Raw genomic sequence first — 14,730 nt, 5'->3', positions numbered from 1 at the left:
GAAAATATCGTTTAATAATGAACCATTCGTTTTGGTCCTCTCGCTTTCACCTTAGGGCACAAGTGCAACATCCTTATCGGATATATCACCCTGCTGTTTCTTCCCCGGTGCTTTTTTCGCTGGAGTCACCGCCATCTGCTTGTCAAAGCTCCCCAAACAATGCAACAAAATTTGTGAAAACAGTTATTTATTAAGAGCATGAATTGAAGTATGAATCGAATGAAGAGCATATATTTAGTACTAAAGTTTTTTTCCAACATCTTAAACAATGTAGTAAAAGGATGTCCTTTTAGTTGAAAAGAGAAATAGTCTTGCTTACTATTATCTTATTCCACACTGAATTTTCTGACTATTCTCCTTGTTAACAAAAGTTTTTTCATTATTTTTATACACGATGGATAAATGAATATAGGGAGGTGGCTTACATGTTGACAATACGAGAGGCTTTAAAATTACCTGTATTAAAAGGGACGAAGCTAATTGCTGGCAATGATGGGGTAAACAGGTCGATCAAGTGGGTAACAACGATTGAAATCATTGAAGATATTAGCCGATTTCAAGCTGGAGAATTCATTGTTACAACAGGATTTGGGTTAGAAAAAGATGATCATCTAAAAAACTGTTTTTTACAATTAATTAGAGAAAATTCATTAGCTGGAATAGCCATTTATAAAGGATTTTACCTTGATAACGTTCCCGCTTCCTTTATTTCTGAAGCAAACAAACAACAGTTACCACTTATTGAGATCCCACCTTCGATTAATTTTTCAACGATTACAAAAGGGATTGTTGAGCAAATTGGTAATCAGCAAATGCGACTACTTGAAGAGTCACTCTCCGTTCATAAAGAGATGACCAAGCTTGCATTAAACAATGATGGTTTAGATGAAATATTAAATAAACTAAGTCCATTAACAGATTCAAGTTTGTTTGTGTTTGATGACTTAGGACAATTGATTTCTAGCAAGAATTTGCACTCGGCCTCTTTACTTGTAAATGATAAAGAAATTGTGGTTGATAATGATTCACGAAAAATTAATGATCTCTTCCATGACTCAGAAAACCGAAAGAATGTTTATACGTTTAAATGGAACTCATTTTATTGTTTTCGCTCTCCCATTCATGCTGAGTCATTTACGTATGGATATCTTGTTGCCTTCCACCATCAACACAAATGGTCAGAAATGGATGAAATCATTATGGATCACGTGTCTACCTTGATTGGTATAGAACTAGTCAAACAATATGCTATTGAAGAAACAAAGGTAAGACTCCGCGGAGAATTAGTAGAAGAAATATTAATGAAGGATAACCTAAATACAAGTGCGGCGATTAAGCGTGGAAAAAAGTTAGGTTATAATTTAACGATCCCACATCAAGCGATCTTTATTAAAGTTAGTCATGATCAACAAGCATACACCGATAAAAAAGATTGGAGTAATCACCTCCATTATATTGTTTTGCAATCATTTGCTAATGCGAATAGACAGCACATCTTACTTCCGAAGCTAGACTCACTTTTTGCCTTAATTGAAGCAGAAGACAGTTCAGATAAAACAAATGACATGTACGATTGTTTATTAAACATTCAAGAAAGGTGGCACAACCACTTTGATGAACCATTAAAGATCGGGGTTGGCAGACTTTATCACTCCGTTCAACAACTATCGTTAAGTGCAAAAGAAGCAGAATATGCAGTTCAATACTCTCCCCTTCTTTTAAAAGAATCACTAATTACACATTATGATGAGTTAGGTTTTTACCAAATGTTAATTCAAATGCAAGAGTCTGGTATTTCCTTACAACAGTTTTATGAAACACATCTTAAAGGCTTGATTGACCAAAAAAACGACCGACCTGATTTAATACAAACACTCGAAACATATTTAATGTACAATTGTCACATTCAAAAAACCGCCTCTCATTTATACATCCATCGTCATACTTTAAAATATCGTTTAGCACAAATTGAAAAAAAAGCTGGTGTAAATCTTCAATCACCTCGTGACCGTATGAATTTACATTTAGCGATCTTTGCATATAAATTTGTTCAGCTTCATCAGCGTATCAGTTAGGCTTCGCATCTTAAATATATAAATCATGGCTTTTTTATAAAAAGAAATCATTTATAATTCTCCATGCACTGGTCAAAATATAAATGAATCAACGATTTATAAAATCTGTTGTGCTTTCCTCTAACAACTTATTCTAAAAATGACTTTCCATTGGGAGCTCAACGCCACGTCCTGTGGCATGCTCGGCACTCCGCTGGGGATGTTCGCTTAATATCAGCTTACTTTGGATAAAAGTTCTGAATAAAGAAGGGAGAATACTGTCATGAAGTATAGGTTAGCGAAAATAAAGTCGAACAAACAATCGAAAAAACAACAAGCAAGAAAAATACATTACCAAGTTTATATTCCAGAGGAAAGAGAAGCTCAACCGAAAGATTACGAAGATATCGATTATTGAAAAATATTGTTGTCGATTTTTGTATTATTATAAAATCTTTTGACTAGTTTTAAGGAAGCTATTCCACTAATCGAAAGTTTGTCTGATAATATAGGAAAGGATGTTCCTATCATCATGCAAACACTGCAACCGATTGCATCATTTACTACATGTTCATGGAATGATTCTTTAGCATCTCTTATAATGTGGGACAATTCCCCACATACACCAACTCACGCAATGGAGTGTTAAATATGGAACTTAAAGTAGAAATTGAGAAAAAAAGAGACGAGCTCTTAACCTTAGCCAAAAATAACGGGTTAAATTGCAGTGAAACCATTAAATGTTCAAAAGAATTAGATAAGCTAATTATAAATTACAAAAACGCTACCCTTGATAAAAAAAAGAGCTGCCCAATGTGAGTCACTGGGCTAGCTCTTTTTTTCCTCTTTAATGGATTTCGCGTAAAGCTCTTTCCACATTTATTTTCCCATGACCAAAATATGGGTCTACTCCTTCTTCTCCTAAATCATCACACGTTCTTCGAATTAAATCATATACTTCTTCATTTGATAAATCAGGATCTACCGAGCGAATAAGCCCAGCTAAACCAGCTACATGTGGTGCAGCCATCGATGTACCGCTCATCATGACAAATTCGTTCCCTAGATACGTACTTGGGATATGTTCACCAGGTGCACTTACATCGATATGGTGACCATAGTTTGAAAAAAACGCTCTCTCTTCATGTGGATCGGTCGCTGCTACTGTCAAGACCTCTTCATATGCAGCAGGATACATAGGTGTTTCTACATTATCATTCCCTGAAGCTGCAATCATGACGACATCGTTGTTATAAGCGTAACGCACTGCTTCATGCATCATTTCTGAATCATGACTATCACCTAAACTTAAATTGAGCACTTTCGCGCCATTGTCAACAGCCCAGCGGATTCCTTTCGCGATTGACATCGAGTTCCCTTCCGCACGATCATCTAATACTTTTACAGCTAGGATTGGATTATTCCAAGAAACACCGGCAACGCCATCTTCATTATTAGTAACAGCTGCTGCAACACCAGCGACATGTGTACCATGGCCATGCTCATCATAATAAGCACCATTGCCTTCAAATGCATTAAATCCATCTTGAATTTTCTCACTTAAATCAATATGTTCTGGGTCCACACCACTGTCTATAATTGCTATTGGAACTTGCTCTTCGCCAACAGAAATAGCCCATCCTTCTTCAGCAAAAATTTGCGAGAAATTCCATTGATAAGGTTCATAAAATTCATCATTTGGTGACTCATTTTCATCGAACACATGAACTTGTCTTGTTCTCCTTTGTCGAGGTCTTGTTTGATGAGCCATCGTTTGCTTAGAATACTTATAGTTTGGCTCCATATATACAACAGCTGGGTCATCTGCCCACTCTTCCATTAATAATTCAGTGGAATCTCGTTTATCTCGAACAACTAATGAATCGTTAAATGCGTCTACGATCTTCACTTGATGATCTGCTGCCCATTCTTTTTTGTCGATGCCTTCTCTTAATTTAACGATGATCTCGCCTTCTTTATAATGTTCCTCTTCCACTTCTTTGTCATCTTCACTTTGCACATATAAACTCCAGCCTAAGTCTTCTACGTCTTTTTTTACGTAATCTTCATCAACTTCACTTTCGGTTGTCCCAACATTCATTCCGTCATCGCCGATGAAAAATTGACCATTTGCATCCGTTAATGCTGCTAAGTCTTTTACGAAATGCTCAATAAAAGATAGGTCTAGTTCAGTAAAGTAAAGGTGATCATTTTTTTCTTTACCCATGTACATTTTTTTCGTCCCTTTTTCAATAAACGGGTCAGAAAGTTTCACCCCGTTTCCTTTGTTTCGAGTGAGTTTTTCTTTTGGATTCGTTGGTACATCTTTTAAGTGAACATCGTATTTTAACTCATTATTCTCATATAGCGCGAACCCTTCAATGTGTGGGTGCTCATCAACAAATTGATCAAGTTCTTCTATTGTTTTTTGATCGTTTATATCCATATCCGTCCAGTCATCTAGTTCATCCTCAATTTTGTAAATAAACATTTCAATCGAACCTGTTAAATCTTCAGCCATCACTTCTGACATCGCAAGCTCAAAGCTTCGGTCTTCTGATTCATCACCATCTAACGTAAGATCCCGATTTTGGTGATCTGATAAGTACCATATTCCTAAGACAGAAAATAAGACAACACTAAAAGCGATCGTTAAACGTATAATACTTCTCATTTTTTAAACTCCCCTCTATATATCACCTTGTCCGTTAGGTTACCCAACGTTTATACGACATATGAAAGAAAAATCGATACGCGGAGTTTTGAAGTATACAAAATGCCTAGTATCTCTATGCGAAACGAAGAGAAACCTTAACAATCGGTTTATTTAATCTTCGCTAGCGCTGATACTAGGCTGTTTAAATTACGATACACTTACTAATACGTGTAATATGGAGAGATTAGGATATAAACGAGTACTCCCGTTAAACTAACATAAAGCCAAAGGGGCATCGTCCAACGTACCCATTTTTTGTGTGTTTGTCTTAGATCTTTATATCCTGTAAAAAAGCTCATTAAAGCTAAAGGTACAATAATTGCTGCTAAAATAATATGAGTAATTAAAATAAAGTAATAAACACCTGCGATTAGTCCAGTGCCGCCAAATGTTGTTGATTCGGCTAAAAAGTGGTACGTAACATAAGAAAAAAGGAAAATACCGGTCGTTACAAACGCACTGTAGATAAAACGCTGATGTAATGTAACATTTCCTTTTAGAATTGCAACTAATGCACAAACTAGAAATATAAAGGTGAAACTATTTAATGTTGCATTCAGTAACGGCAATTGCGTCACCCAATACGGAAGCTGGCCATCATATCCTGGAAGATAAGATAGTAAAACAATAAGTGCATTGACAATGACAGTAATAACGATCACTGTTCTTATATGATGCTTAACAAGTTTGTTCCAAAGATTCATGTTTCATACTCCTATCACGTTATCATTCTGTAAAATTTTGACGAATCAATCAAAGTATACTACGTTCTATTTGTGAAATAAAGACTTTCTGTGTCCTCTAACTATTTCAGCGTCGTAACAAAAATTCTTACCGTCAAAAAATTAAGTAGTTCCGTTTTCGAGGTGAAAAACAATAAAAACAAAAGAACTGGCAACATGTTTTACATAAAGTTTTATATGTGTCCTTTTAATTGTGTATTTTTTATTTAGATAAGCACTCGAATCCGTTTAGTTGGAGCACATAAATATCCGTTCAAAAATTCCTTCGCTTTCCGCGGGCAATGCCTCAGCTAAACAGGGCTATAGCCCTGTTGGATCTTCGCCTATTGCTTGTCCCGCTGGAGTCTTCGGATTTTTGACGGATATCCTTAATTCACCGCCTGTCACTTTTTCGAGTTATAAAATCAATGCGAATATAGCCTAGTTCATTAATAATTATCTCTTGATAAAATGTTAAAGTTAGATCTAAAAATATCACTTCAAATAATAACTTACTAATTCATATTAATTACTCTTTAAAAAGGGTGCTAATTAATACGTTATTTTGTTGAAAACAACCGAGAACACATTTATATGAAGAATTTGTTCAAAGCAGTTCGAAGATGTAATGCTCGTTGCTGTTCCAGCTAGAGTCTACGTTTATTTCAACTGCTTCTTGCATCTAATATCTTGTTCATTTGTAACTAAAAAAAACATCTTTTATAACATATGCTACTGCCCGCGGCAAAGAAGACACCGTGAAAGCAAACGAAGTGCAGCTTGAACGGATGTCACACTTGTGCCCAGAGGTGCAAGCATCCGTTCAAAAATTCCTTCGCTTTCACCCCAGGGCGCAAGCGAAGTGTATTTCAACTGCGAGGAAAATCAAAATTTTAAAATCAAATGCTGAACCTGTCAATCAATTTTAAAGAAGTGTTTAATGAAGTTGGTTCAATAACAACAAAGTAAAGGAGATAATTCAGGCGCGAATTACCTCCAAAAATGAGCTGTTATTTTCTATTTCTCCCTTTAAATCGAACTCCTTAGATAACTTAGGACAACGTAATAAAAAACATTATAATTTTGACGGATTCACTTCATTGACTTTTGTATTTCGCTTATTTTGTTCGAGCTTTTCTAAGAGTTGCTGAACATCTTTTTTATTTTCTTTTATGCCAAAAGCTTTTCTCTTTTCTTTTTTTAATAGCCGAATCAATAACAACTTTTCTTTATCGGTTAATACCATAGGCAACATACACCCCCAATTAAGTCATGCGGTCCTACTATTCTATCATGACAGTTGCTTGGCAGTGTATAAAAACGATGTCTTCGTTCGTGTTTGTTTCGATTTGTTCAGCTTACTTGCGAGTTTCAAAGATTACTTGGATTGTATTTCTTCGCAACTTCCATAATACCCCGTCGTTCACTTATTGTGCTTTTGAAAAGACGCTAACCCTTTCTTCTTTCTGCTTTTGATTTTTCACATAAACAGCAAGCAGTAATAGCGCTGCAATGATAAATAACGATGATGAAAAGTAAAATACAGCAGCAATGGAGAAATACCCTGAGATCAAACCACCCGTGACAGGCCCTAAGACATTACCAAGGAATCGAAAGCTTTGGTTATAACCTAACACCTCTCCTTGGATAGAAAGGGGCGCTTTACGACGAATATACGCCGTAGCACATGGAATAATTCCACCAATTTGTATACCAAATAAGAACCGCAAAATAACGAGTTGCCAAATATTCGTGACAAACGCTTGGGGTAAAAACAGTACTCCTCCCATCAACACGCAAAGGATGAGCACTTTTTCATGGCCTATTTTATCACCTAAAATCCCCCATGCCCTCGTTGCTACTAAGTTTCCTAAACCAGTCACTGAAAATGCAAGTCCAGCTAAAAAGGCAATATTTTCCGCAGTCATTAATTGTCCGACGTATAACGCTAGCTGAGGCTGAATACTAAAATTCGCCATCTGCACAATTAACGATAAAAGCATGACCATGACAAGCATCGGACTTTTAAATATAAAGCTGATCACTTCTTTCATACTTTTCTTCTCTTTATCTGCACCTTCATTTTTGACTAGCTTTTCTTTAATCCCAAATAACACAAGTGTTGTCGCCATGACAATGACTATTGCAGTAAGGATGAATGTGTATGTGAAACCAAATGCATCAGCTAATGCCCCTCCTATTAGCGGTCCAAAAAGTGCTCCAGATACTGTTCCCATTTGTAATGTTCCAAGAACCCTACCCGCTATCTCTTTACTCGTTTGTGTTGAGATCAATGCCATTGACATCGGAATAAACCCAGTAACAATTCCCATGAAGAAACGTAAAAAGAATAATTCCCAAACCGTATCAACATAACCCATAAGAAAAATCGATAAGGCAATTCCATAGCCTGTAATAATTAAAATCTTTTTTCTACCAAACCGATCGCCAAATCTCCCCCAAAGTGGTGAGACAATGAACGCAACTAAAAAGGTAATTCCGAAAACGAAACCCGACCATCTTTGCACGTATGCATCAGTAAAGTTACCGAATGTTTCAATATACAAGGACAAAAACGGCATTACCATGGTTGCACTTGCTGCAACAAAAAAATTTGCTATCCACATGATCAGCAAATTGCGTCTTTCAACAGAAATGATAAACACCTTCTCTTTTTTATTTCGTTACTCTAATTATTAGTATACCGAATTATTTAAAAATTGAAAAGAGATTGATGAATATCAATCCCTTAAATATTCATCAGCTCAGCCACTTCTTTATCATAACTGTCATTCCTGTCATCATTAAAAAGAAACCAACTGCACTGAAAAAAATCAAGATGAACCATTCATCTACCATCACACCAAATTGATCGTAGATTGTTTCAATGTTTAAATATCCTGTCACTCCATAGCTAAACATGATGAAGCCAAGGAAAAAAAGTGAGCTAAATAATATGGTTGAATTTGGTGTTGAAACCTTGTTACTTTCTGAGTTCTGTGGATGATCCTGTACTCGTTTTCTTGCTTGTTTGTCTTTTTTAAGAAGAAAGAAAATAATGACGGCAATAACGAGGGCAATAAAAAAATATAGAAATGATCGTGCAATGAAGCTAATAAACATGAGAAATAATAAAATCGCTAACATTCGATAACTTTTCCGACGGTCCATACTACACCTGCTTTATATTCTAAATTCCATTTATTATTTTACCATTAATCCTTTTTTAAAACATAATAAAAGAGCCTGAATAAATGAGATCACTCCTCATTTTGTTCAGACCCTCCAAACCCCAATTACTACTTACGGTACTTCTCTAGAAACTGTAAAATTGTCTTATATACTTCAATTTCATTTTCTTTTTTAGAGAAACCATGTCCTTCATCGTCTAACACTAAATAATCTATTTCTGTTCCTTGCTTTTTCAATGCATCAACTATTTGATCCGATTCTTCTTTTACGACTCGCGGATCATTTGCACCTTGAATCACAAGCATTGGCTTGGTCATTGTTTCAAGGTAGGTAATCGGTGAATCTTTCGTTAACCTTTCTTTGTCCCGCTCAGGATCTCCTAGCCAACGTTCCATAATTGGCTTCCAATGGTCAGGAACTGAATGAATAAAAGTAAATAGGTTCGACACACCGAAAATATCAATAACTGCACGGAAATATTCTGAGTGTCTACCTGCTAGTAACAACGTCATATATCCACCATAACTTCCACCTAGGACAAATAGTTTATCGCGATCACATTTGCCAGTTTCAAAAAGCCATTCAATTCCTGCTACACAATCAAGTCGTGGCCCTTCTCCCCAATCTTGTTCAACAAGCTTTTTAAACGTTGCTCCATACCCCGTACTCCCTCTAAAGTTTGGTGCAAAGATCGAGTATCCTCTATTTAAAAAACATTGGAACATCGCTCGAAAACTTTTACGCTCAGCTGCTTGCGGACCTCCGTGCGGCCAGAAGATTACATGACCGTTATCATTTTCAGGTTTCGCCTCAAACCAAAGCGCTTCAATTTCTTTATCGTCAAAGGAAGGATATGTGATAACTTCTGGCTCTACCATCTGAGCTTCGTCAATGCCCAATACTTTGTTCTCTGTGAGTTTTTCCCACTTTTGGCCATCACTTAAACGATATAAATTAAATGGCTCTGTTGCACTTCTCCCTAGTACATATACGTTGCCACTTTTTGCAACTTTTACTTGATCGAACGTCGTTAAAGGACAATCGATTCGTTTCGGGGACTGATCATCTTCACTTACTGTATAAAGGGAATCAACCACCCCTTTTTCCGTGTTTAGATACAATGTTTTTGATTCTTTATTCCACTCGATGCCTTCAATACTTTGGTCGTCAAATGAAGCGTATTTTGTTCGATCCCCCGATGAAATCTCATATTTCATCACATATGTAAACTCTGCTTCGTCATTCGTCAAATAAAGAATTTCATCATCTGATATAAATAAGCCTTGGTTGAATTCATGAACGCTCTCAGGGTTTTCACTAATCGGTTTCACTTCACCCGTTTCTAGATCATGTAAATATCCAACTTTATAGGTGTTCGCCATCATCTTAATCGTCACAAGGTACCTTTCGTTCGGTGAAACAGCACTAATAAATGTAGGGGCACCTTCACCGGTGTATAATTGTTTGTGTTCATCTTTTTCAAGGTCATAAACATATCCTTTTAGAAATTGTGGATTGCCTTGACTTGTAACATAAAACATTCGTTTTCCATCTTCACTTAAATGCGAGAAATAAAACTTATCCTCTTTTGTCCCTTCTACGATCTTCTTTTTATTCCCACCGCCGTAAGGAAATGCATACATGTGATAGTTTTCATCACCATCTTGATCAAAACCACCTAATACATATTGCTTGTTCGGATCTTCTTTTAAAAAGTTACAAGATTGTTCTGTATGAGCAAATAAATATGGAAATCCATTTGGTAGATCCATCGCCCACACGTTCATTTTGCCATTTAAGTTCGTGGAAAATAGTATTCTTGATTCGTCACTTGAAACCGTAAAATTTGTAATTGCATACGTTCTGAAAAATTGTTCTACCGTTGGTTTATTAAAATTAATCATATTAACATCCCTTTCTTCGAACTTTTCTGAATTTTGATGCCATGATTATTGTACAAAAAAAAGAGGGAGAGAAAAACCCCCGTTAGTTGGTTTTTCTCTCCTTCTCAAGGCTGACTGCTGATTCTTCTAAAAATGATATTAGTTCGTCAAACCGTTTTTTTGCTTGCTCGTAACCGTGATCATAGAGCGCTTGAAGACGTTCTTTTCTACGTTCAATTCTCGTTACCTCACGCAAATCATCCGGTCTAAAAACGAACGCTTTCCCTTCTTTCTCTAACTGTCGTACTTTTTCAAGGGAATCATTGTACGTTTTTGAGCGGTTTTCTACGACGTCAATTAAACCTGGATAATCTCTATACTTTCGTTTAAACCACCATTTACCACGTTTTACTGGCTTTTTTACATAGCCATCACATTGCGTTAAAATAACGACATGCTTATCATTGCCATCTATAATCGATCGATTTATAGGGATCGGATCACTCGTTCCACCATCCAATAATGGCCTTTTATCATGTTCAATAATTGGTGCTGCCATTGGTAGAGAACATGATGCTCGTAATATTTTATTTAAATCTTCGCCAAGCTCATGTTTTTCATAATAAATTGTTTCACCCGTCAAACAATCCGTTGCACCAATATAAAACTTTTGTTTGGAATTAAAAAATTTATCGTAATCAAATAGATTTTCTTTATTTGGAATTTGATCAAATATTAAATCCATATTAAAAAGTTCACCATTTTTAATCAGTCTTTTAATCGATAAGTAATCAGGGTGACCCGCATAACCGACTGTTACCGCTTTATTACGCCCCTTCTGTTTTGAAATATACGAAGAAGCATTACATGCACCCGCGGAAACTCCAACGATGTACGGGAAGTGAAGGTTATTTTCTAAAAAGTATTCAAGAATTCCTCCTGTATAAACACCGCGCATACCTCCACCTTCTAAAACAAGTCCAGCTTTCACCAATTCTTCACCCTCCTAGTTGACTGTCCATTTTTTATTGTACCGAATTGGCGAATATTCATCAATTGGTTAAATCATCGTTTCTACTTTTATCGAGTTACTTTCATCATTGTCTTTCATTTTGGTTATACACTCAAAATAAATTTCTATTTTTGACAGCTTATGTGCTCGCATTCCGCGGGCACGGCACGGGCTTCCCAAAACTCAGCACATTCGTTTTGGGTGATTTTCGTCTCGTGCTATTCCCGCTGGAGTCTCGCACAAGCTGTCAAATATATTTCAAAATAAAAAATCGATGAGAGAATTTCTGAAGTTAAGATGTTTGTTAAACGTTGAATGAATGACATGAATTTTATTAAACTGGACTCTAGATTCCCATGTTATTGATGTTTAAAGGTATTCTTTAAATTAAACAATTGAGACACAACCGGGACTGTAAAATATAATTACTTGAATCAATTTCATAATTACGTTTTTTGCACAATGAAACGAATGATATCATAATTTTTTTCATTACATGTACGTTTTATTTGGAAGTGAACGTAACAAAAGACGGCGACTCCCGGAGGATCAGCGACGAGCAATACTTCTTCGAACTGCTTCGAGCTGCGACGAGTAACCGCAGGAGCACTGTTTATCTGTGACGAGTAATCGCAGGAACAACGAGCTGAAGATCCACTTAGGCGAAGAGTTGTCGAGCCTAAGTTAGCTGAAGACAAGCCCTCGGGAAAGCGTCCGTCTCAAGTGAAGTTCACGCTCATCATTCGGAATTTCCCATCTTATTTTGAATTATGAAATTAATTCACTCTTGATGAAAATTAAAAATCAATTTATACAAATTCTGAGAGTGTATTGCTTTAAATAAGATAAATGAAGAAATTGGTTCGCATAGATGTGAGTGAATGATCATTGTTTATTTTCTTATGAATGTAAATCTTTTCAAGTTAATATGATAAAGGAGGACTATTTTAAGAAGGGTGGCTTTTATCGTGCAAGAAAAAATGGTTTTGCTTCTCACTGACTCATTAGGTGACGGAAATCGTGCATTAGGTGAATCTTTATTAAATACGTATTTTTCGTTATTAAAGCAAGAAGAAGCCTTACCTTCTGTGATCTTCTGTATGAACCGCGGTGTTATATCATTAACTGAACAATCTTTAGCAGCGTTACATTTAAAAGAGTTAGAAGAGCGTGGTGTATTAATTTTAGCATGTAAAACGTGTACAGAAGAATATGGTGTGACAGATCACTTACATGTTGGCCGCCTTTCAAGTATGCATGAGTGGATCAAACTCTCTAAAGAGTTCGAAGTCATGACGATAACTTAATGATGAAATCATCTGTTTTATAATGCCGACCCTTATAACAATGAATAATAAAAAGAGGCGAATCCATTGTGCTCTGAGCACTTATAAGTCGCCTCTTTTTATGCGTTATTTTTCATCTGTGTAATACATTAATGCCATTGCCCCAGGTCCAGTATGTGTACTAATGACCGGTGTTGTTTCAATAATGGAGATTTCATTATCTGTTAATTCATTCAATTGATCTCTTAATTCAGATGCTAATTCTTTTGCTCCAACTTGAGCAATCCCAATTCCTCGTACAAGCTTTCCTGCTGTTTCCTCTTCAAACTTCTTCTTATATAGTTTAATCATTTGCATATGAGACCGAACTTTTGAAACTGGTGTAAATACACCTTCTTGCAGTGAAGCAATTGGTTTAATTTTTAACAAAGATCCAACAAGTGCCTTTGCTCGACCAATTCGCCCACCTTTAACTAAATAATCTAACGTATCAACCATGATATAAATCGATGTGTTTTTACGTACTTCCTCTAATCGGCTGACAATCTCTTCTACAGTGGCACCGTTAGATGCTAATGAAACCGCTTCTTTTACTTGAAAGCTCAATGCTACTGAAATAAAAGAAGAATCCACCACAGTTACATCACTATCTGTCATCTCAGAAGCTGTTTTTGCTGACTGATAAGTCCCACTCATTCCAGAAGTCATATGTATGGATATGATCTGGCTCCCATCTTCACCTAAATTATTGTATGCCTCCAAAAATGAGCCTACGGATGGCTGTGAAGTTTGTGGGAGATCTTTTGATTGAGTAAGTTTACTCGTATACTCCTCTGGTGTAATATCAACACCATCAATGTATGATTCACCATCGATCGTGACGGAAAGAGGGACAATCGTCACACCTAACCTCTCTACTTCTTCTTTTGGTAAATCTAATGTCGAATCTGTTACAATTTTTACCTGTTTACTCACATGAGCACCCCTTTATAAAAAGACCTTACTTTATGTCAATCATACTATATTCCGTTTTCCTTGTTAAGAAAAATCCTTTAGCTCCCTCCGAAATTTGTCAGTTTATTTTATCTTCTGCCGAAAAATGAAGGATTATTTGTTGAAATGTGTTAAAATATAATTTGTTTTTTATCATACATGTGAAAGGAGGATGAAAATATATGAGCAACCAATTTCATGCTCCATTTATTGCCGTCGAAGGTCCAATCGGAGTAGGAAAAACATCTTTAGCAACAAAACTGTCTGCACATTATAACTTTCATTTATTAAAAGAAATCGTCGATGAAAATCCATTTTTAAGCAAATTTTATGAAGACAATGATGAATGGAGTTTCCAAACGGAAATGTTCTTTTTATGTAATAGGTATAAACAATTAGAAGATACATATGATTCTTATTTGTCAAAAGGTCAAGCAGTTGTCAGTGATTATCATATCTTTAAAAATTTCTTATTTGCTAAACAAACTCTAAAAGAAGATCACCTTCATAAATATGAGCGTATTTATCAAATCTTGACTTCCGACTTACCTAGACCAAATTTAATTATTCATTTACATGCTAGTTTACCGACATTGATGAAACGAATTGAAAAACGCGGCAGAGCGATGGAACAAGCAATGGACCCAGATTATTTGGAACGTCTTTCAACAGACTATCATCAATATATAAAGGATCATCGTCTAGTAAATCCTCATGTTCCTGTCCTTTCCTTTAACGGTGATGAAATAGACTTCGTAAATAATGAAGCTGATTTTCAAATGATTTTAGATCATGTCGATTTATTCTTAAAACAAAAAAGAGCACTTTTTTAGAAAATGACTGCACCTAGCATTTAAATGATGCTAACTTTT

Annotated in this window: 13 protein-coding genes; 5 read left to right on the top strand and 8 right to left on the bottom strand. The window is 35.9% G+C overall.

Features of this window, described 5'->3' with window-relative positions:
- Nucleotides 1-425 precede the first annotated feature (425 nt).
- From LGQ02_RS09095 to LGQ02_RS09090, 3 genes are all read left to right on the top strand, one after another.
- Complete coding sequence (locus LGQ02_RS09095; protein ID WP_226517862.1) at nucleotides 426-2,075, top strand: PucR family transcriptional regulator ligand-binding domain-containing protein; 1,650 nt, start codon at nucleotides 426-428, stop codon at nucleotides 2,073-2,075.
- Nucleotides 2,076-2,337: 262 nt separating this feature from the next.
- Nucleotides 2,338-2,472 (top strand): hypothetical protein, encoded by a 135-nt coding sequence (locus LGQ02_RS21275; RefSeq protein WP_264184011.1) that lies wholly within the window; start codon nucleotides 2,338-2,340, stop codon nucleotides 2,470-2,472.
- A 233-nt stretch (nucleotides 2,473-2,705) separates the two neighbouring features.
- On the top strand, nucleotides 2,706-2,873 hold the full coding sequence (locus tag LGQ02_RS09090; protein WP_226517861.1) for an aspartyl-phosphate phosphatase Spo0E family protein: 168 nt from the start codon (nucleotides 2,706-2,708) through the stop codon (nucleotides 2,871-2,873).
- Nucleotides 2,874-2,901: 28 nt separating this feature from the next.
- On the opposite strand, the gene LGQ02_RS09085 is transcribed toward LGQ02_RS09090, so the two are convergent.
- From LGQ02_RS09085 to LGQ02_RS09055, 7 genes are all read right to left on the bottom strand, one after another.
- The gene (locus tag LGQ02_RS09085) at nucleotides 2,902-4,728 is read right to left on the bottom strand and encodes a S8 family peptidase (RefSeq protein ID WP_226517860.1); all 1,827 of its coding nucleotides are present in this window, start codon (nucleotides 4,726-4,728) and stop codon (nucleotides 2,902-2,904) included.
- A gap of 203 nt (nucleotides 4,729-4,931) precedes the next feature.
- On the bottom strand, nucleotides 4,932-5,474 hold the full coding sequence (locus LGQ02_RS09080; RefSeq protein ID WP_226517859.1) for a DUF420 domain-containing protein: 543 nt from the start codon (nucleotides 5,472-5,474) through the stop codon (nucleotides 4,932-4,934).
- Nucleotides 5,475-6,567: 1,093 nt separating this feature from the next.
- Nucleotides 6,568-6,738 (bottom strand): hypothetical protein, encoded by a 171-nt coding sequence (locus LGQ02_RS09075; RefSeq protein ID WP_226517858.1) that lies wholly within the window; start codon nucleotides 6,736-6,738, stop codon nucleotides 6,568-6,570.
- 181 nt (nucleotides 6,739-6,919) lie between these two features.
- Nucleotides 6,920-8,119 carry an MFS transporter gene (locus LGQ02_RS09070; protein ID WP_319003526.1) on the bottom strand — a complete coding sequence of 400 codons (1,200 nt, stop codon included), beginning with the start codon at nucleotides 8,117-8,119 and terminating at the stop codon, nucleotides 6,920-6,922.
- A gap of 133 nt (nucleotides 8,120-8,252) precedes the next feature.
- Nucleotides 8,253-8,663, bottom strand: coding sequence for a hypothetical protein (locus LGQ02_RS09065; RefSeq protein WP_226517857.1), 411 nt, complete (start codon nucleotides 8,661-8,663; stop codon nucleotides 8,253-8,255).
- Between the two features lie 128 nt (nucleotides 8,664-8,791).
- Nucleotides 8,792-10,588 (bottom strand): S9 family peptidase, encoded by a 1,797-nt coding sequence (locus LGQ02_RS09060; protein WP_226517856.1) that lies wholly within the window; start codon nucleotides 10,586-10,588, stop codon nucleotides 8,792-8,794.
- A gap of 82 nt (nucleotides 10,589-10,670) precedes the next feature.
- On the bottom strand, nucleotides 10,671-11,525 hold the full coding sequence (locus LGQ02_RS09055; RefSeq protein ID WP_264184026.1) for a patatin-like phospholipase family protein: 855 nt from the start codon (nucleotides 11,523-11,525) through the stop codon (nucleotides 10,671-10,673).
- Between the two features lie 1,022 nt (nucleotides 11,526-12,547).
- Here LGQ02_RS09055 and LGQ02_RS09050 point away from each other — a divergent pair.
- Nucleotides 12,548-12,886 carry a DsrE family protein gene (locus LGQ02_RS09050; RefSeq protein WP_226517854.1) on the top strand — a complete coding sequence of 113 codons (339 nt, stop codon included), beginning with the start codon at nucleotides 12,548-12,550 and terminating at the stop codon, nucleotides 12,884-12,886.
- A 105-nt stretch (nucleotides 12,887-12,991) separates the two neighbouring features.
- On the opposite strand, the gene LGQ02_RS09045 is transcribed toward LGQ02_RS09050, so the two are convergent.
- The gene (locus tag LGQ02_RS09045) at nucleotides 12,992-13,840 is read right to left on the bottom strand and encodes a DegV family protein (protein ID WP_226517853.1); all 849 of its coding nucleotides are present in this window, start codon (nucleotides 13,838-13,840) and stop codon (nucleotides 12,992-12,994) included.
- A gap of 200 nt (nucleotides 13,841-14,040) precedes the next feature.
- Between LGQ02_RS09045 and LGQ02_RS09040 the strand changes: the two genes are divergently transcribed.
- A complete protein-coding gene (locus tag LGQ02_RS09040; RefSeq protein WP_226517852.1) occupies nucleotides 14,041-14,691 on the top strand; it encodes a deoxynucleoside kinase in 651 nt (216 codons plus the stop codon).
- Nucleotides 14,692-14,730: the final 39 nt, after the last annotated feature.

The organism is Bacillus shivajii (assembly GCF_020519665.1).
Classification (GTDB): Bacteria; Bacillota; Bacilli; order Bacillales; family Salisediminibacteriaceae; genus Bacillus_CA; species Bacillus_CA shivajii.
Note: the sequence above shows the minus strand (reverse complement) of the source record. Positions and strands in the feature narration are given on the sequence as shown.

Excerpts from the sequence above, each read along its gene's own strand:
- LGQ02_RS09095 (WP_226517862.1), top strand. The coding sequence starts at position 426 with ATGTTGACAATACGAGAGGCTTTAAAATTACCTGTATTAAAAGGGACG.
- LGQ02_RS21275 (WP_264184011.1), top strand. The coding sequence starts at position 2,338 with ATGAAGTATAGGTTAGCGAAAATAAAGTCGAACAAACAATCGAAAAAA.
- LGQ02_RS09090 (WP_226517861.1), top strand. The coding sequence starts at position 2,706 with ATGGAACTTAAAGTAGAAATTGAGAAAAAAAGAGACGAGCTCTTAACC.
- LGQ02_RS09085 (WP_226517860.1), bottom strand. The coding sequence starts at position 4,728 with ATGAGAAGTATTATACGTTTAACGATCGCTTTTAGTGTTGTCTTATTT.
- LGQ02_RS09080 (WP_226517859.1), bottom strand. The coding sequence starts at position 5,474 with ATGAATCTTTGGAACAAACTTGTTAAGCATCATATAAGAACAGTGATC.
- LGQ02_RS09075 (WP_226517858.1), bottom strand. The coding sequence starts at position 6,738 with ATGGTATTAACCGATAAAGAAAAGTTGTTATTGATTCGGCTATTAAAA.
- LGQ02_RS09070 (WP_319003526.1), bottom strand. The coding sequence starts at position 8,119 with ATGTGGATAGCAAATTTTTTTGTTGCAGCAAGTGCAACCATGGTAATG.
- LGQ02_RS09065 (WP_226517857.1), bottom strand. The coding sequence starts at position 8,663 with ATGGACCGTCGGAAAAGTTATCGAATGTTAGCGATTTTATTATTTCTC.
- LGQ02_RS09060 (WP_226517856.1), bottom strand. The coding sequence starts at position 10,588 with ATGATTAATTTTAATAAACCAACGGTAGAACAATTTTTCAGAACGTAT.
- LGQ02_RS09055 (WP_264184026.1), bottom strand. The coding sequence starts at position 11,525 with ATGCGCGGTGTTTATACAGGAGGAATTCTTGAATACTTTTTAGAAAAT.
- LGQ02_RS09040 (WP_226517852.1), top strand. The coding sequence starts at position 14,041 with ATGAGCAACCAATTTCATGCTCCATTTATTGCCGTCGAAGGTCCAATC.